We start from the raw sequence: 19,502 nt of genomic DNA on the forward strand, positions 1-19,502 counted from the left end.
AGGTCTAACAATGCAATGTTATAAAAAAATTAACCTGTCAGTCTTTTTGTTAAGCTGATGGGTTTATTTTTATAGTATCCAAAAGTTTATTATATTTAAAGTGTAAAATTTACACATATTTAATTAAAATGAAAATAAAAAATACAATTGCTTTGGCAATAGGCATTGTTTTAGCATCGGTTTCATCAAATGCTCAAACGACAACATTCAAAAAAGAGGAATTCAAACAATGGGCACAAACGCCTCCAATGGGTTGGAACAGTTGGGATTGCTACGGTTCTACAGTCGAAGAACACGAAGTAAAAGCCAACGCAGATTATATGGTAAAAAACCTGAAAAAATTCGGTTGGGAATATATAGTTGTTGATATCAGATGGTTTGTAGAAAACGACAAAGCAGGAGGCTACAATCAAACAGATCCACGTTATGTAATCGATCAATATGGAAGATATCAACCCGCCTTAAATCGTTTTCCATCTGCGAAAGACGGACAAGGTTTTAAACCTTTAGCAGATTATATTCATAAAAAAGGATTAAAATTCGGGATTCATATCATGCGCGGAATCCCTAAAAAAGCCGTTGAAGACAAATTGCCTATTAAAGGCACAAACGGAATTACAGCCGATCAGATTTACTCCACAGCATTGCAATGTGAATGGTTAAGAGACAATTATACTGTTGTTGCAGATAAACCGGGAGCACAGGAATATTACGATTCATTATTTGAATTGTACGCACAATGGGGCGTTGATTTCATTAAAATCGATGATTTATCGAGACCGTATCACGAAGGAGAAATCAACCTGATCAGAAACGCAATCGACAAATGCGGACGTAAAATTGTATTGAGCACCTCACCGGGAGAAACTCCTATTGATGCCGCGCCACACGTCACCACTCACGCCAATATGTGGAGAATGGTAGATGACGTTTGGGATACATGGCCACACATTACGCATCTGATGAGTGTAGCTCAAAAATGGTATTCATACATTGCACCGGGAACATGGCCGGATTGTGATATGATTCCGCTTGGGCGTATTTCGTTAAGAGGAGAACGTGGCGAAGACAGAATGTCGCGATTGACAAAAGACGAACAATATACTTTGATTACTTTCTTTAATATTTTTAAATCGCCTTTGTTTTTTGGTGGAGATTTGCCAAGTAACGACGCTTTTACTTTATCATTATTAACCAATAAAGAGGTGGTAAAAATGCACAAAGAAAGCACCGGTGTAAAACAGCTTTTTCAGAAAGACGGGAAAATAGCCGTGACTTCAAAAAATCCAAAAGACGGAAGTGTTTATCTGGCGTTGTTCAATATTTCGGATACCGTTTCAGAAAATGTAGCAGTGAACTTATCAGATCTTGGAATTTCGGTTAATGTTGAAGCTTTTAATTTATGGACAGGGGAGAAATCGACAGTTTCAGCTACTGCAATTTCAGCAGAATTAAAACCTCACAGTTCAGTGCTTTTTCAATTAAAAGCTAAAAAATAATGAAGAAGTTTTTACTGCACCATCGAATGATCGTACTTTTTGCCGTTTTTATTTCATTTGCATTTGGTTTAAAATCAAAAGAAGACAAACCGGACAAGGTGTACCTTTTCGCGTACTCAACATTAAAAAATAATGGAAAAAACGGGCTTCATTTTGCGTGGAGTACAGATCAGAAAAACTGGTTTGGTGTAGGTCCTGAACATCCTTTTTTAAAATCAGATTATGGGAGTTGGGGACCAACAGGTAAATCAATGTCCGAAGCTTTTTTAATTAAAGATGATAACGGAATTTTTCATTGTTTTTGGGGAGTGCAGGATGATGTTTTTGCAGCTGCTTCAAGTAAAGATTTGATGAATTGGACAAGACAAAGTTACATTCAGGCAATGAAAAATGTGACGAAAAAAGAATCCGGAAAATCAATTATTCAAAATATAAAAGTAAGCAAAAAAGGAGGGGATTATACCATTCACTGGAAGGTAGATAATGCAAATTATGCCAGTGTTACCAAAGATTTTAAAACCTATTCTAAAGCAATAATTGATGACAATAAAGTTCCTCAATTTAGTGAAATTACATTACAAGGAGAAACTCAAAAAGGAACAATTACTGAGGTCGATTGGACTTTAATTGATTCGTTGATTAAAAGCATGGAATCATCAAAGTTTAGAGACAAGCAAGACAATGTTTCACCTAAAAGTGATAGTTTGCTGTTTGTTGGCCTGAAACCTGTAACGGCTCAAATTAGCATTGACGGAAAAAATTCTAAAAAAATAAGCAATATGCTTACGGGGATGTTTTTTGAAGATATTAATTACGCTGCAGATGGTGGTTTATATGCTGAATTGATCCAAAATCGTGATTTTGAATATTCGCTGCACGATAAAAAAGGCAGCGATAAAAACTGGAATGAAACAATGGCCTGGAGTGGAAATTTTAAAGTGGAAAAGGCCAATCCAATTCATCCTAATAATTCACATTATGCTTTACTCACAAAGAGTAAAATCAGCAATTCAGGTTTCGATGGAATTCCGCTTAAAGCGAATGAAAAATACGATTTTAGTGTTTTTGCAAAGGGAGCAATATTTACGGTAAAATTAATTGGGTCTAACGGAGAAACTTTGGTGGAAGCCACACTAAAACCAAATACTTCATGGAAAAAAATCACGGTAGTGCTAAAAGTAGCAAAAACGGTAAGTGATGCTCATTTAGAAATTAGTTCTGATGGAGAAGTTGCGGTTGATATGGTATCTCTTTTTCCTCAAAAAACGTTCAAAAATCATAAAAACGGACTTCGTGCTGATTTGGCTGAAACCATTGCTGATATGCATCCGAAGTTTGTTCGTTTTCCTGGTGGTTGTGTGGCTCACGGCGATGGAATAGGAAATATTTACCGTTGGAAAAACACTATTGGACCTTTAGAAAGCCGAACTCCAATGCGTAATATTTGGGGATATCATCAATCACTTGGATTAGGATATTTTGAATATTTTCAGTTTTGTGAAGATCTGGGCGCGCTTCCTGTTCCGGTTTTAGCGGCAGGAGTTCCTTGTCAAAATTCATCTGATGGTGGTGCCGGACAACAATTTGGTATTCCGATGGAAGACATGGATGAATACGTGCAGGATGTTCTGGATTTAATTGAATATGCCAACGGGCCCGTGACAAGTGTTTGGGGTAAAAAACGTGCTGAAGCCGGTCATCCTAAACCTTTTAATTTAAAATATGTTGGTATTGGTAATGAAGATTTGATTAGTGATGTTTTTGAAGAACGTTATAGAATGATTGTAAAAGCCGTGCAGAAAAAATATCCGGAAATTACCATTATTGGTACTGTGGGACCCTTTTTTGAAGGCACAGATTATAACGAAGGATGGGCAATTGCCAATGATTTAAAACTGCCAATTGTAGATGAACATTATTATCAAAGTCCGGGTTGGTTTATTAATAACCAGAATTTTTATGACAGCTACGACCGTTCCGAATCAAAAGTGTATTTGGGAGAATATGCATCTCGTGGCAATAAATTTTACAATGCTTTAGCCGAGGCGCTATATCTTACTGCTATTGAGCGAAATGGCGATGTAGTTACAATGGCTTCTTATGCGCCTTTATTAGCTCGCGAGAAACACACACAATGGAATCCTGATTTGATTTATTTTACAGGAAATGAAGTAAAACCAACAGTAAATTATTTTGTACAGAAATTGTACGGACAAAATCCGGGTGATATTTATTTGCAGTCTAAAATAAAATTATCAGATGCAAATAATGAAGTTCATAAGCGAATTGGTGTTTCAGTGGTTCAGGATAATGCTTCGGGAGATTTGATTGTAAAGTTGGTCAATATGCTTCCGGTTGCAGTAATTCCGTCAATAGATGTATCGAATCTAACGACGACTGAAAAAGCAAATTATACTACATTTTCAGGAACTCCCGAGAGTACCACTGCCAGACCAATATCTCACACTATAACAGTAACAGCAGCATTTTCAAAAGAATTGCCTGCTTATTCATTTACTGTGATTCGTATGAAAACTAAATAATTTTTCAACTATTTAAAGTTATATTTTGAAAGATGAAAACCATAATAAACAGAATAGATAATGAAAAAAACACATTTTAGTCTTGTATTATTTTTAATGATTTTTAATTTCTTACAAGCACAGAATATTATAAAAGGAACTCCGCCTGTTATTGCAGAGAAAGATTTAACAGCTTATATATTCGTTTACTTCACCGGAAATTCTGTCGAGGAAGAAGCCGTTCGATATGCTGTTAGTGCCGATGGTTATCATTATTATCATCTCAATAATAATAAACCTGTTATTGATAGTAAAGCAATAAGTTCAACTGGTGGCGTTCGTGATCCACATATTTTACGTGGAGAAGATGGCAAAACATTTTATATGGTTTTGACCGATATGACTTCATCAAAAGGCTGGGACAGTAATCGTGCGATGATTTTGCTTACAAGTACAGATCTTGTAAAATGGAAGAGTAACGTCGTTAATATTCAGACTGCTTTTCCTGAAAATGAAAACCTGAAACGGGTTTGGGCGCCACAAACTATTTACGATGCAAAAGCAGGAAAATATCTGGTTTATTTCAGTTTGCAATATGCCGGCGGACCCGATAAGATTTATTATGCTTATGCCAATAAAGATTTCACCGCTTTAGAAAGTGCTCCAAAATTGTTATTTGTTCCAAAATCTGAAAGAGCTTGTATCGACGGCGATATTATTGAGAAAGATGGCGTTTATCATCTTTTTTATAAAACTGAAACGGAGAAAGCGGGAATAAAAGTAGCGACAACAACTGATTTAACTTTAGGGAAATGGATTGAAAACGACAATTATCTGCAACAAACTAAAGATGGTGTTGAAGGATCGAGTGTTTTCAAACTAAACAATTCCGATGAATATATCCTGATGTACGATGTTTATACTAAAGGGAAATATCAGTTTACGAAAACTAAAGACCTGGAGCATTTCACAGTTATGGATAACGAGATTTCAATGGATTTTAATCCGCGTCACGGAACTATCTTACCGATAACGCGTTCTGAATTGAAAAGGCTTATTGTGAAATGGGGAATGCCGGAGAAATTGCCAAAAATAAATAATAATCCAGTTTTGGAAGGTTATTACGCTGATCCTGAAATTTTATATTCAAATAAAACAAAGAAATACTATATCTACCCAACAAGCGATGGGTTTGATGGTTGGTCTGGAAATTATTTTAAAACCTTTTCATCAGATAATTTAACGGATTGGAAAGAGGAAGGAATTATTCTTGATCTGAGAAAAGAGGTTAGCTGGGCAAACAGAAACGCCTGGGCACCTTGTATTGTAGAGAAAAAGATAAAAGGAAAATACAAGTATTTCTACTATTTTACAGCAGCTCAAAAAGTAGGTGTTGCTTCGTCAGATCATCCAGCCGGACCTTTTAAGGATAGCGGTAAAGCATTAATAAGCGCAAGACCGGAAGGCATAAAAGAGGGACAGGAAATTGATCCGGATGTTTTTACCGATCCAAAAACGGGTAAAAGTTATTTGTATTGGGGAAATGGTTATATGGCTGTAGCCGAATTGAATGCTGATATGGTTTCAATAAAGTCAGGGAGTACTAAAATAATTAAAGTTGATAATACTTTCCGTGAAGGTACTTATGTTGTTTACAGAAATGGAACTTACTATTTTATGTGGAGTGAAGATGATACAAGAAGCCCTAATTATAAAGTAAGGTATGGAATGTCAAAATCGCCATTAGGTCCAATTGAAATTCCGGAAAATAATATTGTAATACAAGGAAATCCTGATATTGGAATTTATGCTACTGGACATAATTCGGTATTACAAATTCCTAACAAAGACGAATGGTACTTTGTGTATCACAGATTTTCTTATCCGAATGGAATAAAAATGGGAGATGCCGGCGGTTTTCATCGTGAAGTCTGTATCGATAAATTAGAATTTAACCCGGACGGAACAATAAAACAAGTAATTCCTACTCATGAAGGAGTTGAAAGTTTAAAGTAAATTTTTTGTCTCATAGACTAGCCCTGATTAATCAATACGTTTGATAAGCAAAAATACAGTTTTATATTTTTTTAAAAATAGCTTCGTCTTTTATAAATTAACAATATATTTTTATTTATTCAGTAAAATTTGATTTTAGGTGAATTTAATTCATCTAAAAAGTAAAATCAATGAATTAAATTTAGTAAAATTATGAATTTTATTTTGTTGAATCATTTTTTTTTATATTTTTGATAAAATAAAAGCTACTCTTTTGATATCTAGGAAAATAAATAAAATTTTAAAAACTAAATCTCTTACTTTAAGAGGTCTTCAACCTATCTTTAATTGTTGATGAAAATTGGTATGAAACTTTGCTTTTCTAAAAGCTTCCCATTTGCCATTTAGTTATTTTATTTTTAATTTTCTCAACCCTGATAAATGAGCTCTAATAACTTAATACTCCTTTATATTGATTGCAAATCACTTTATTTAAAAGGATTGCAGCCAATATTCAATTGCTGAAAATAGCTTTCTTCATAGATTACAGATTTCAATATTTAATTTTTGCTTTAGAAATGGTATTGAAGTAATATTCCATTTTATTAAATTTTAAAAGATTGAAATATAATTTTCAATAGCATTTAAAATTGTGCGATGACTATTGTAATATGTTTTAAGCATTTTACAAAAGTTTGATTTACGATTTTAGGACTATTGTTAGTGTATAAATTTTAACATTAAACAAAAAACATATTATGAAAAATATTTACAATATCAATATAAATCGTTTGACAATTTTATTGTTCCTATTAGCAATAAATTTTACATATTCACAAACTTACACAAGCTGGATAACCGGAAGCAATTCGGATGTTAATGCCACTACAACAGGCGGTACATGTTTAATGGGAGGCGGCACAGACAATGATGATGCAATAAAATGGATGATACAAAAATCAGGTGGTGGAGATTTTGTTGTTATCAGATCTACTGGTACAGCAGGTTACAATGATTATATCTATGGATTGGGAGCGGTAAACTCTGTAGAAACAATTCTAATAGATAGCAGGACAAAGGCTGGTATTGCAGAAATTGCAACAAAAATTAGAAATTCTGAAGCGCTATTTATTGCGGGTGGGGATCAGGCTACTTATGTCTCTTATTGGAAAGATACTCCTGTTGAAGATGCCATAAATTATCTTATCAATACAAAGAAAGTACCTGTTGGAGGAACCAGTGCCGGATGTGCTATTCAGGGTAAATATTATTATAGTGCGGCAAATTCAAGTGTTACCTCAGCTCAGGCCCTGGCTAATCCGTATAACTCAGACATGACCATCGGGGCAAATGATTTTCTAAACAATCCAATAATGGCTAATCTAATTACAGATACACACTACAATAATCCTGATCGCCGAGGAAGACAAACCGCTTTTATTGCCAGAATGTGGAAAGATTTAGGTACCGGATTGAATGCTAAGGGAATTGGAGTTTATGAAAAAACGGCAGTTTGTATTGACCAGAATGGTATCGCTAAGGTTTTTGCTCCTGCAAGCGCAAACTATGCTTATTTTTATCAGTTTGATACCAGTTCCATACCAGAAACGGTAACTTCCGGCTCTGCTTTAACCTGGAACAATACCGGAAAAGGAGTCAGGATCATGAAAATTGAAGGAGATACTACGGGGTCGACTACACTAAATTTAAACGACTGGACGACAGTTTCAGGTTCTAAAGCAAGTTATGGTGTGATTAAAGTAATTAATGGAACTTTGACAGAAACATTAGGTACTGCACCATCTGGCTGCCCTACTCCTGCAAACTTAACTGCAGGCAGCATAACAACTAATTCTGCAATCCTTAATTGGGCCGGTTCAGCAACAAATTATACTGTAAAATATAAAGCAAACAGTTCCTCAACCTGGACAACACTTAGCGCGACAACAACGACTTTTGTTAATCTGACAAGTTTAAATGCTAATACTGGTTATAATGTTGAAGTTTATGGTAATTGTACTAGTGGTTCTTCTACTGCGGCATCGCTAAATTTCACCACAACTTCTGGTGGGGGCGGTACAGTGACCTATTGTTCTTCTAAAGGCAGTGATGTCAGTAGGGAATGGATCAAAAAAGTGGCCATTGGCAGTATTAGTAATTTAAGTAATTCAAATGGAGGCTATGCTGATTTTTCTTCACAAGTTGCTAATATCTCTAAAGGAACAGCGACGACTTTGACATTAACGCCTGGATTTAGCGCAACGAGAAAATTATATTGGAAAGTATTTATAGATTTAAATAATAATGGTCTTTTTACAGATTCAGGAGAAGAGGTATATGCTGTTTTTAGCAGCCAGACTCTGACACCTCAGATCACTATACCATCATCAGCGGCTGTTGCTAGTATAAGAATGCGAATCATAATGAGTTATAACTCGATTACATCTTCTTGTGGCACATATAATTATGGAGAAACAGAAGATTATACATTGAATGTTTCAGGCGGAACTGCAAAATTTATGGAAAGTAAAAGTAGGCAAGAGACTAATACTGCAATTGTTGTTTACCCAAATCCGGCCGTAGATATCCTTAAAATTGATTTTGCATTGGCAGAAAAAAAGGATATTCAGGTTTCTATTTATGATATGAATGCTTCGCTTGTAAAAACAATCATTGCAAAGGGGAACCTGGGGCAAAATAACGTAGAGGTAAACGTTTCAGATTTAAAGGCGGGTCAATACCTACTTTATATCCGAAGGGGGCAAGAAGTCATAAAACGCTCTAAATTTATAATAGCAAAATAATTTTTTTGGTTTAAAGTATTTCCAGGTAATGGGATCAGTAGATTTCGTCCTTTTTATTTGTGCCAGACATAGGTATGTTCAAATTAGGAAGCTATTTTTCACATGAATACGCTTCCTAATATTACCTATTTACTGATTTCTCTGCATTTGTGTTAATTCCGGGAATCAATTTCGATTACCGTTGTTAGCGCAAGGCTTGAAAAATCTAAAGCACTCAAAAAAGAAATCACCTTATTTTGTACATTTTGATCCTTTACTATATAAAAAAAATCAGTTTCGCCATAATTTTTTTCTTTGTTTTTTCCATTTATAGTTGAAGGTTGTAATTTATTAAAGATTTTTACCACATGTGCATCTGGTAGGAGCGAAGCGATTTTTTCAGCAGAAGATTTCTCTATTATAATGGGTAGAGAAGAAGTTGAACATTCAAAATTAAAAATAGGATTATTAGTATGTAATATCAGTTTTTTTGACATATCAGGTAAATGGGATATTGATGATTCCAAATCTTCCCAATCGACAGATAATAGAATAATTTCTGCTATCGCCGCGTCGCATATATCAACCAATTTTACATTAGCGCCCATATTTTCAATTACTTCTTTCCAACAGTTCGTTTCCTTTGTATGGCTGATTAATACTTCGTAGCCTAATTTCGCAGCTCTATGGGCGTATTCCATATTTATAATTCCAATACCAATAATTCCTATTTTCATTTTTTAAATATCTGTTTAATTTTAGACAGTTAAGTTTGTTTTAGCAAATTTTTAATCAATCAATCATAATTGATTAAGAAATTAAATTTGTCTTAAACACAGCTGTGTAGTATAAACACAGTCTGCTTTTTTTGGTAGATTAATTAGAATAGATTTAAAATAAATTCCAATCCTTATACAGATGGTGATCAATTGTATAATACATTGTTTATTTACTTTCTTAAATTACCATTCAAACAATAATAGTGGTGGCAGCAGCAAAAGCATAGATGTGATTACCAAAAAAAGCAATAAATTCCGGCACCACTTAAACCATGTATTATAGGGTATTTTAGCTATAGTAAGGGCGCCCATTGTTACACCGCTAGTAGGGAGAATAATATTGGTTAAGCCATCTCCGAGTTGAAATGCCAAAACTGTAATCTGTCTGCTGATTCCTAAAATATCACTTATTGGAATTAAGATTGGCATTGTCAATGCAGCTTGTCCTGAACCTGATGGAATGAAAAAGTTTAGTAAAGATTGAAAAAACATCATAAATTCCACAGAAATAACTTTAGGAGTACCCTCCGTTATCGCCACAATAGAGTTTAAAATGGTGTCAATAATCTTACCTTCCTGGGTAATAATCAAAAGTCCTTTGGCTAGGCCTATAACCAATGCAGCAGGCATCATTTCTTTGGCACCTTCGGTGAAATCATCGATAGCTTTGGAAATAGGTAATTGATAAATTATCGCAGCCGTTAAGCCAAGTGCAAAGAATAATCCACAAATTTCAGTAATATACCAGGAATAAGCACTTACTCCATAAATCAAAATGATTATAGAGAAAAAAAGCGACAACAAGATGAGCTTTCTTCGAATGGTTAATTCCATATAATCCATTTCTACCATTGAATTGGTATCCTCTGACGTAGTTCCATATAACAAGCTTTTTTCCGGATTTTTTTCAATTTTAATAGCGTACCGGGTAATAACAAAACAAGCTATCGCAGTTAGCGTAAACCACACAAATAATCTGTATTCCATGCCGCTAAAAATAGGTATTTGTGCAATTCCCTGAGCCACTCCAATGGTAAAAGGATTACTGAATGCACCTCCGAATCCTACTCCTGTGCCTACTATTGGAATTGCTGTTCCTACTATAGCATCATAGCCCATTGCTTTGGCCATTGGAACAGTAATTAAAATAAAAATTAATATTTCCTCACTCATCCCGAATGTGGCACCGGCAAATGAGAATAAAGTAATAATAGCAGGAACAATAAAAACTTTATATTTAGGGCGATTTTCGCTGAATTTGATGATATTAAAAAGACCGGCATTAATAGCTCCGGTACCATTTATTATTCCAAATGCGCCTCCGACTAAAAACACAAATGCAATGATTAAAGAGGCCAAAACAAATCCCTTTATAGGAGCGGATAAAAATGCCTGTATTCCTTGTGGCTGCTGTGAAACACGTTTGTAAGAACCCGCAATTATTTTTTCAGTGTTATTGACAGTCTCTCTGTCAAATTGACCAGCAGGGATAATCCATGTTAATGCAATAAAAATCACTGTGATAACTAATATTATTGTTAGTGTGTCGGGAAATTTTTTGAATAGTTTCATTTTTTTAAAGTTTAAATTTATCTCCCGGAAGAAGAATATTTACATTAATATTTTTGCCACCAAGAAAGCCATTTCTTGTTTTAATACTTTCTTTATTCAGATTTTCTAAAAGAATAACTTGTGACAGACCGGTTACCATTGCAGAATCACCCTGCACAATTATAGCAGTTGATTCATCAATACCAATGGCTTTTTTATCCGGATTTTCGAGCGTAACAGCCAATAATCTATTCATTCTCATACGATAGATGAAATGTTGGTCTATAATTGCAGACGGGAGTAATCCAAGGCCCTCTTTGATCTCAAAATTTTCAGCTTCAATAGTCTTGAATTCTCCCGTATAACCGGGGTGTTTATGCTCAATTCCGGTTATCATTTTATGGCTCATTACGGCTGCGCCTGCACTTGTTCCGGCAATTGTAGCTCCTTTTTTATACGCTTCATGTATCGCATTATAAGCTGAAGTATACAGAACCTTATCCATAAATAAATTTTGATCACCTCCGGTAATGTAAATTAATGTTGCTTTTTTTAAAGAGTCAATTTGAGGTTTACTTTGTAATTCTTTTTTAAAATTAAATGATTTTATTTTGTCAGGATTTATGCCAATTGCAACGAATTCTTTTTTAGCGTAATATGCGGCAGAATCGGGCTGCTCGCTCGCCATGGGCAGTATTGCGATAAAATTATCTTCTTTTAATCCACTAACATTTATTAGTTCCTGTAATAGCAATTTAGATTTTTTTCCACCCCCAATTATAAATAATTTTCCTTTGGAAGTATTTCTTATGTTTTTTTCTTTTTTGAAATTGTTTTGAGTTGCATAACTTTTCTGAGCTGATTTGCATGAAAGGCCAATCAGGGTGAGCAGGATCAATAATAATTTTACAGTTTTCATTTTTTTTAAAGATTAAATTCTTCTTCCTTATCCCAAATAAAAACTTTTTTCTCCTTATTTTTCTGACTCACATAACCTCTGTACATACCTTCAGAGTTATATGAAAAGCTAATACCTCCGTTTTTGTCTATTGCAATAACACCGCCATCTCCTCCTAAACCTGTTAAATGCTCTTTTATGGTAATGGTGGTAGCTTCATTCAAAGTCATGTTTCCGAATTCCATCATATTTGAGATTCTTGAAGCGACAGTTCCCCGAATGAAAAATTCTCCTACACCTGTACAGGAAACACCACAGGTTTGATTTTTGGCATACGTTCCACTTCCAATTATGGCAGAATCACCAATGCGTCCGTCTAATTTATTGGTCATTCCTCCCGTAGAGGTGGCTGCTGCAATATTCCCATATTGATCAATAGCAACAGCGCCAACAGTTCCCATTTTTAAATTCGTATGATCTAAGAATGTTGATGTTTCGGATATTTTTTTAGCTTCTTCAAGTTGTTCTTTTCTAAAAATAGTATCAAAATAATTATTTTCGACCATTTCATGTCCTGTTTCCCGGGCTAATTGGTCGGCTGCTTCTCCTGAGATCATTACGATATCTTTATTAAACAGTAGTGTTTTGGCAAATAATACCGGGTTTTTAATTTTTTGACTATTGGCTACAGCGCCAGCCTCAAGCGTTTCACCGTTCATTATAGACGCTTCCAGTAAATGTTTTCCAGATCTGGAATAAACGGCTCCTTTTCCGGCATTGAAATGAATGCTATTTTCTAAAGCCACAACAGCGGCACAAACGGCTTCAATTGCAGTTCCCCCTTTTGCCAAAACAGCTTCTCCCTTGTCAATACTGTTTTTTAAGTCATTTATAATTAGTTTTTTTTCTGATTCGGACAAGTTTTCTTCTGTTATTACTCCTGCACCTCCATGTATACAAAGGGCGTATGGTGTTTGTTTTGTCATTTTTATATTTTAAATAGTAAGATAAAATAGAGACTACCGATTTAAGCATTGTGAATAATAGAGGTCAGATCGGTAGCCTCAGTTTTGTGTATTTTAGTATCCGGGATTTTGTTCTATCATTCCCTTCGATACCGTTATTTCGTTTTGGGGTATAGGATAAACATTTCTAAACGTATCAATACCTAAAATGGTTTGCGCTTTGTTTAGTCGTACAACATCAAACCAGCGATGCCCTTCAAAACCTAATTCTCTCGCTCTTTCGCTTAAAAGAATAGTAACAAACGAATCAAAATCAGGAACGTCAGTCAGAAGGATAGGTTTTGCCGGTAACGCTCTGGCTCTAACTACATTTAAATCAATTAAAGCAGTCGTCAGATCTGTCTGATTTTTTCTTGCCAGTGCTTCGGCTCTGATAAGATATATTTCAGAAAGTTTGATAATAATGGCATTGGCATCAATTTCGCTATCGCGCGATCCGTATTTTTCAACAAAAACTACTTTGCCGGAATTATAATAAAGATTAGCTCTTGGGTCATTATCCATACTCATAGGCTTGAAATAACTGTTAAAATTTGCAGAAACTTCTGGTGGTGATATCGATAAAAATTCAGTTAAACTGTTACCGTCAATTCCTAGAAATTGCAATTCAAAAATAGCTTCACCTGACCCTTCTGTATCATAAATATCATTGTATCTGGCATTTAATTGATAGCTGCTATTAGAAATTACTTTTGTCGCATACAGAATAGCATTGTCATAATCTCCTTTGTACAGATATACTCTTGCCAGCAAAGCCTCAACAGCTGTTTTGGAAACTAAAAATCTATTGGCATTATTTTTTAATAAAGTTTGTGCCAGCGTAAGATCGTTAATAATTTGCTGATACGAAGCTGCAACGGATGATCGCGGTAGTAACAATGCGGTTTTAGCATCAAGAAATTGTGTGGAAACCGGAATGCCAAATTTTGAATTGGGTTTTGTAAATTCTCCAAATTGCCTCAAGGCATCAAAATGTCCTAAAGCTCTGAAAAATAAAGCGTTTCCTTTTGAATCATTATCCACAAGATTTAGTTCTTCCATCTGGCTCAGAATCAAATTACTTGCATTTACCAAGGCATAAACATCTACCCAATTATTTTGAATATAGGTATTAGAAGTAGGTACAATTGCTTTGTCTAATTGGGAAAAACGTTCCTGAAAACCTGTGGCATCGGCAATACCTCCGGTTAATTCCTGGGCCAGAATAAATTCGCCGCCATAATAAGTACCGCTTTGCATCTTGTCATAGAGGCCAACTACTGCAGATTTTAGAGAAATTAAATCTGTTATGGCTTGTTCGGAGCGAATTTCATCATCTAGTTTGGTTTCAAGTACATCATCACAACTTGTTGCAGAAATGAGGAGTAAACCACATAGCAAAAATGGAATATATATTTTTTTCATGATTTAGATTTTAAAATGTTGTGTTTAATCCTATTGTGAAAGTACGGGCCTGGCCAAGGGTTCCAAAATCTTCACCTTGTAAAATATTAAGGTCTTCCTGACTTGCAGTGTTGGTAGAAATTTCCGGATCAAAGCCTAAATAATCTGTAATTGTAAATAAATTTTGAGCCTGTACGTACAATGATAAATTGTTGAGGCCAATTGTTTTTATAAAGGTAGCAGGCAATTTGTAAGCAAGACTTAAGGTTTTTAGACGAACATAATCACCATCTTCCAGGAATTGAGTACTAAATCGCTGCATTTGCGTCGATCCTGTAGATGGTCTTGGTACATCTGTAATTTGTCCCGGCTCTCTCCAGTAATTGTCATATACTCTTTGGCTGATATTGGCATATGGAATATCGCTTTTGGTTAAACCAAAATTTTCATACACGTGTCTGCTTTGGTTAAAAATTTTGTTGCCGCCGGAAAACTGAAAATTAGCTGTCAAAGTAAAATTTTTATAGGTAACATTATTTGTCCATCCACCGAAATAGGTTGGTACGGCTCCTCCAACAATTTGTCTGTCATCAAAGTTGATGATTCCGTCTTTGTTTATGTCATCAAATATGGCATCACCGTTTTGAGGGTTAACACCTAAAAATTTAATTAAATATAAAGTGCTTGTTGCCTGACCTTCTTTTAAAATATGATTACGCCCCATAATTTCTCCATCATTTAAAAGACTTGTAATTTTATTGTCCAGTAGTGAAAGATTGAATCCGCTGTTCCATTTAAAATTCTCGCCATTAATAATGCTTGCATTTAAACTAAATTCAAAACCTTTGTTCTCTATGGCACCAATGTTTTGAAATACGTTTCCAAATCCTGTAAGTCCCGATACTTTAGATTGTAACAAGAGATCATCTGTTTGCTTATTAAAATAATCAACGGTCAGATTAATTCGGTTTTTAAATAAGCCCAAATCCACACCTATATTAAATTGTTTTGTTTTTTCCCAGCCTAAATCAGGGTTTTCTAAACGATTTGGTGCGATTCCCGGTGTACCATTATAATTAGCATTCAAAGTATAAGTACCTGTCCAGTTTGAACTTATTTCCTGATTGCCTGTAACTCCGTAGCTAGTTCTGATTTTGAAGTCGGATATTGCATTAATTTTAAAGAAACCTTCCTTGTTTACTCTCCATGCCAATGATCCGGAAGGGAAGTAACCATACTGATTATTTTCTCCAAAACGGGATGATCCGTCTGCTCTTAAAGTAAAAGATGCAATATATTTGTCATTGTAAACATAGTTTGCACGGCCAAAAAAGGATTGCAGACCATATTGGTTTTTTCCTGATGAACTTGCAATTATCGTACTTGCAGCAGAAATACTGGAAGAATTGTTAGTGGCGAAACCAACCCCGGACTGATCAGAAAATTTAGCTTTTGTTTCTTGTAATGTCCAGCCAAGAATGGCTCCAAAATCATGTTTTTCTCCAAATTTTTTAGTGTAATTTAAGGTGTTTTCCATCTGCCAGCTGGTTTCTTCATAGGTTGCATAGATAGCTTCACCGGTTTTAGATTTATTGGTTCCCGGCGGCACAAAAGAGTCTTCTACAAAATTGGAATACTCTAGTGATAGGGCTGTTTTAAATTTTAAATCCGGAATTATTTTCCACTCTACAAAATTAGAACCTTGCAAACGCGTAGATTGAGAAGTATTTTTATATTGGTTGGCAATTAATACAGGATTCTCAAGGGGCCACCAGGTATTGTATTTGAAAGGATTGGTGTAATCTCCATTTTCCTGATATAGCGGTGCTGTAGGATCCCAACCTTGCGCATTGATTACGACACCATATTCGTCATTCTCTCCAATTGTTCTCTGATGATTACTGCGATTGACAAAAAATGTAGTTCCGATCCTGAAGGCATCGTTGATTTCGTGATCAAGATTTACCCGGGTACTAAGCCTTTTGAATCCTTGTCCAATTTGAATTCCTTCCTGGTTATAATAATTTCCGCTTACAAAGAATTTAGTTTTTTCAGAACCGCCTTTTAGGCTAATATCAAGATTTTGTGTGATGCCCACTCTGAAAATTTCTTCAAAAATATTTGTATTTACGCCTTTTGAAGTATCAATCCAGTCAAAGTAGTCTTTTCCAAGACCATCAAATTCTGCGGCAGTATTAAAGAAGCTTTTAAAATTCTCACTACTTGCCATTTTAGGATAGTTTGTAATTTCTGAGAGTGCCGTATAATAATTTACGTCAAAGGTGCTTTTTCCTAATTTCCCTGTTTTTGTAGTAATTAATATCACACCATTTGCTCCTCTTGATCCGTAAATAGCTGCCGCGGCAGCATCTTTCAAAATAGTTAAAGACTCAATATCGCTTGGGTTAATATCTGCCAGTGGATTTACCGGTTGAATATTTGCGTTCAGTGAAGAATTATTTCTGGAAACCAGTGGAACTCCATCAATAATAAACAAGGGCTGACTACTTGCAGAAATAGAGGAGATTCCTCGAATGTTGATATTTATAGCACTACCGGGTGTTGCTGATGAGGAACTGATATTTACGCCGGGTGTTTGACCTTGCAGGGCATTTTCAAAACTCGAGGATGTTGATTGAGGTAAATCTTTTGTTTTTATAGTTTGAATACTGGAACTTACATCTTTTTTAGCTTGTGTTCCATACCCAATAATGACTACTTCATCCAGGTCCTGCCCCTGTTTTAGGTAGACTGTATAATTGCTATTGTTTGTTAAAGGAATTTTTACGGTTTTAAGACCTACATAGGAGGCCTCAATTGTTGTGCTGTTGGCCGGGATTTCTAATTTAAATTTCCCGTCAAAATCAGTTACGGTGCTATTATTAGAATTAGTTGCAATTATATTTACCCCAACCATCGGTTGATTAGATTCTTTTTCTAAAACAGTTCCGGTAATGGTTTTTTGGGCGTATGTTGATGTACAACAAAAGAGTACTAAAAACAATGTTATACTGCTATTGAATTTCATTTTATAAAGGTTTAAATTTTTATACAAGAGATAAATAAGTATACTTTACTAAACCAAATGAAATAGGGGAAGTATTGATACTAATGAAATTTATTAACGATTATAAAATGTAGTTTAACAATTAAAAATTGGTTGCAGACCTTTTAGATAAAAAGATTTACAATCAATTATGTACAGCGATAGATTGGTTAGGTTCATAGTTTTTTTGGTAAGAAATAAAATAATACGAATTCGATTCTGTAACTAAAAACTCAAAGTAGTGAGTTTAAGTTTAGAATTTTATCTTCAGCAATTAAAGATTGGCTGAAGGCCTCTTAAGGAAAGAGATTTTGTCGCTATTATTTTGTTTTTTCTTTTCAAAACCAGAAAGGATATTATTAGATCATAAAAGTATAAAAAAAAGTGAAACAGCAAAAAAATATATGTTATTTTTTTAAATAATTTTCACTTATTTGATTAATTGTCTGATTTATATTGATTAGTTTGTGTTTTTTGATAAGATATATTTAATCATGTGATTTGTATTCAGGCGTTTGATTACTGCTACTCTGTATCAGCTCTTAAGGAAATTAAAAAGCTTGAAAATTCTGTGCAGACTATAATTGAAGAATATAACTCTGCATTTTTTAATTATTATGAAAAGCTTATCATCAACAACTATTTTATACATTTTATTCTCTTATTGATTTATTGTTTTGTCTTCATTTTCTATTCTTTTACCCCCCTTATTTAATTATGATCTTCTTTTATTTTTATACAAGTAACTGAAATTTAGTCAGGTATGAAAATTGTAAAAAAAGGTTAAAATTTTATTTTGTTTAATTTTTTTGAAATTTAGTTAAACAAAATTAATTAACTTAGCGATATAAATTATAAAAAATATCTTATGAAAACAATCAAAATTAAATTACTTATTTTTTTAGCTTTAATTGCTTTAGTTAGTATTTCATGTAACAATGATGATGATACCCCATCACAACAACCTCAAACAATCGCATCAATTGCTAAAGCAAACCCTAATCTTAGCTCTTTGGTTGCTGCTTTGGAAAAAGCAGGTCTCACTGCCACATTAAATTCCTCCGGTTCTTATACCGTTTTTGCACCTACTAATACGGCTTTTAGTGCTTTTTTGTCTGCTAAAGGTTATGCTAATCTTGATGCAGTCCCTGTAGCGGCTTTAAATGAAATATTACTCAATCATGTTTTAAGTACAAAAGTCAAATCAACTGAAATTACAACTGGTTATGTTAAAACTTTAGCCAAGGGAGGCGCATCCGCTACAAATACAATCAGTATGTATATTGAAAAAGGTACAGCTGTTGATATTAATGGAGGAAAAACGAATGGGGGTGGTACAGTAACAACTGCAGACATTGAAGCCTCGAACGGAGTCATTCATATTGTTGACGGCGTTATTGGACTTCCTACTATTGTGAATCATGCCATTGCCAATAAGAATTTTACAACTCTGGTAGCGGCCCTGACCTATAATCCTGCATCGGGTTTTGCAGGCATATTATCGGGAACAGCCAGCTCACCTTTTACTGTTTTTGCTCCTACAAATGCGGCTTTTACCAGTTTTTTAACTGAGACTGGATTTTCAGGACTTGCTGCTATTCCGGCAAATGTTCTGGAAACAACTTTAAAATACCATGTTGTTGCCGGGGCAAATGTGCAATCAGCTTTAACAAACGGGCAGGTTGTAAGTACTTTTGCAGCACAAAACTTTACAATTGGCCTGACTGGCGGCGCAAAAATTACAGATGCAAGCGGCAGAGTAAGTAATATTGTTGCTACAGATGTGCAATGTTCAAATGGAATAATTCATGCAATTGACAAAGTTTTATTGCCTAAATTTTAATTACAGTAAAACTGTATTTCAAGCGGGTATCAAAAAGTAAAATTTGAATCTTTTTTAATAAAGCGATTAAGTTAAAGTTTATTTTTCTTAATCGCTTTTTTAGCATCAATTGGGATGAAAAAAGGGAGAAATCATTTTTGGAGGTTCAATGGTTCTGTCGCATTTGGGAATAACTTTA

The 19,502-nt window shown here is 34.6% G+C and carries 11 protein-coding genes; 5 read left to right on the forward strand and 6 right to left on the reverse strand.

Going from position 1 to position 19,502, the window contains the following annotated elements; translation table 11 throughout:
* Positions 1-128: 128 nt before the first annotated feature.
* The 4 genes from EV142_RS23060 (at position 129) to EV142_RS23075 (ending at position 8,820) form a co-directional block, all read left to right on the forward strand.
* On the forward strand, positions 129-1,499 hold the full coding sequence (locus tag EV142_RS23060) for a glycoside hydrolase family 27 protein (protein ID WP_132038246.1): 1,371 nt from the start codon (positions 129-131) through the stop codon (positions 1,497-1,499).
* Positions 1,499-4,042 (forward strand): alpha-L-arabinofuranosidase C-terminal domain-containing protein, encoded by a 2,544-nt coding sequence (locus EV142_RS23065; RefSeq protein WP_132038247.1) that lies wholly within the window; start codon positions 1,499-1,501, stop codon positions 4,040-4,042. The genes EV142_RS23060 and EV142_RS23065 overlap by 1 nt, the downstream gene beginning before the upstream one ends.
* Positions 4,043-4,102: 60 nt before the next feature.
* On the forward strand, positions 4,103-6,037 hold the full coding sequence (locus EV142_RS23070; protein ID WP_132038248.1) for a family 43 glycosylhydrolase: 1,935 nt from the start codon (positions 4,103-4,105) through the stop codon (positions 6,035-6,037).
* Positions 6,038-6,774: 737 nt separating this feature from the next.
* The gene (locus EV142_RS23075; RefSeq protein ID WP_132038249.1) at positions 6,775-8,820 is read left to right on the forward strand and encodes a GEVED domain-containing protein; all 2,046 of its coding nucleotides are present in this window, start codon (positions 6,775-6,777) and stop codon (positions 8,818-8,820) included.
* A 152-nt stretch (positions 8,821-8,972) separates the two neighbouring features.
* Here the strand turns inward: EV142_RS23075 and EV142_RS23080 are convergent, their stop codons facing one another.
* The 6 genes from EV142_RS23080 to EV142_RS23105 form a co-directional block, all read right to left on the reverse strand.
* The gene (locus EV142_RS23080) at positions 8,973-9,536 is read right to left on the reverse strand and encodes an NAD(P)-binding domain-containing protein (protein WP_132038250.1); all 564 of its coding nucleotides are present in this window, start codon (positions 9,534-9,536) and stop codon (positions 8,973-8,975) included.
* A gap of 225 nt (positions 9,537-9,761) precedes the next feature.
* Complete coding sequence (locus tag EV142_RS23085; RefSeq protein WP_132038251.1) at positions 9,762-11,150, reverse strand: YfcC family protein; 1,389 nt, start codon at positions 11,148-11,150, stop codon at positions 9,762-9,764.
* A 4-nt stretch (positions 11,151-11,154) separates the two neighbouring features.
* The gene (locus EV142_RS23090; RefSeq protein ID WP_132038252.1) at positions 11,155-12,048 is read right to left on the reverse strand and encodes a cyanophycinase; all 894 of its coding nucleotides are present in this window, start codon (positions 12,046-12,048) and stop codon (positions 11,155-11,157) included.
* 5 nt (positions 12,049-12,053) lie between these two features.
* Positions 12,054-13,013, reverse strand: coding sequence for an isoaspartyl peptidase/L-asparaginase family protein (locus EV142_RS23095; RefSeq protein ID WP_132038253.1), 960 nt, complete (start codon positions 13,011-13,013; stop codon positions 12,054-12,056).
* A 93-nt stretch (positions 13,014-13,106) separates the two neighbouring features.
* Positions 13,107-14,456 (reverse strand): RagB/SusD family nutrient uptake outer membrane protein, encoded by a 1,350-nt coding sequence (locus EV142_RS23100; RefSeq protein WP_132038254.1) that lies wholly within the window; start codon positions 14,454-14,456, stop codon positions 13,107-13,109.
* A gap of 10 nt (positions 14,457-14,466) precedes the next feature.
* Positions 14,467-17,463 (reverse strand): SusC/RagA family TonB-linked outer membrane protein, encoded by a 2,997-nt coding sequence (locus tag EV142_RS23105; protein ID WP_132038255.1) that lies wholly within the window; start codon positions 17,461-17,463, stop codon positions 14,467-14,469.
* 886 nt (positions 17,464-18,349) lie between these two features.
* Between EV142_RS23105 and EV142_RS23110 the strand changes: the two genes are divergently transcribed.
* On the forward strand, positions 18,350-19,324 hold the full coding sequence (locus tag EV142_RS23110) for a fasciclin domain-containing protein (protein ID WP_132038256.1): 975 nt from the start codon (positions 18,350-18,352) through the stop codon (positions 19,322-19,324).
* Positions 19,325-19,502 lie beyond the last annotated feature (178 nt).

Origin of the sequence: Flavobacterium circumlabens (assembly GCF_004345565.1) — a bacterium.
Lineage (GTDB): Bacteria > Bacteroidota > Bacteroidia > Flavobacteriales > Flavobacteriaceae > Flavobacterium > Flavobacterium circumlabens.

Bases quoted from the DNA above. Each gene is read 5' to 3' on its own strand.
- EV142_RS23105 (WP_132038255.1), bottom strand. From the start codon at position 17,463: ATGAAATTCAATAGCAGTATAACATTGTTTTTAGTACTCTTTTGTTGT.
- EV142_RS23095 (WP_132038253.1), bottom strand. From the start codon at position 13,013: ATGACAAAACAAACACCATACGCCCTTTGTATACATGGAGGTGCAGGA.
- EV142_RS23070 (WP_132038248.1), top strand. From the start codon at position 4,103: ATGAAAAAAACACATTTTAGTCTTGTATTATTTTTAATGATTTTTAAT.
- EV142_RS23085 (WP_132038251.1), bottom strand. From the start codon at position 11,150: ATGAAACTATTCAAAAAATTTCCCGACACACTAACAATAATATTAGTT.
- EV142_RS23060 (WP_132038246.1), top strand. From the start codon at position 129: ATGAAAATAAAAAATACAATTGCTTTGGCAATAGGCATTGTTTTAGCA.
- EV142_RS23080 (WP_132038250.1), bottom strand. From the start codon at position 9,536: ATGAAAATAGGAATTATTGGTATTGGAATTATAAATATGGAATACGCC.
- EV142_RS23075 (WP_132038249.1), top strand. From the start codon at position 6,775: ATGAAAAATATTTACAATATCAATATAAATCGTTTGACAATTTTATTG.
- EV142_RS23110 (WP_132038256.1), top strand. From the start codon at position 18,350: ATGAAAACAATCAAAATTAAATTACTTATTTTTTTAGCTTTAATTGCT.
- EV142_RS23100 (WP_132038254.1), bottom strand. From the start codon at position 14,456: ATGAAAAAAATATATATTCCATTTTTGCTATGTGGTTTACTCCTCATT.
- EV142_RS23090 (WP_132038252.1), bottom strand. From the start codon at position 12,048: ATGAAAACTGTAAAATTATTATTGATCCTGCTCACCCTGATTGGCCTT.
- EV142_RS23065 (WP_132038247.1), top strand. From the start codon at position 1,499: ATGAAGAAGTTTTTACTGCACCATCGAATGATCGTACTTTTTGCCGTT.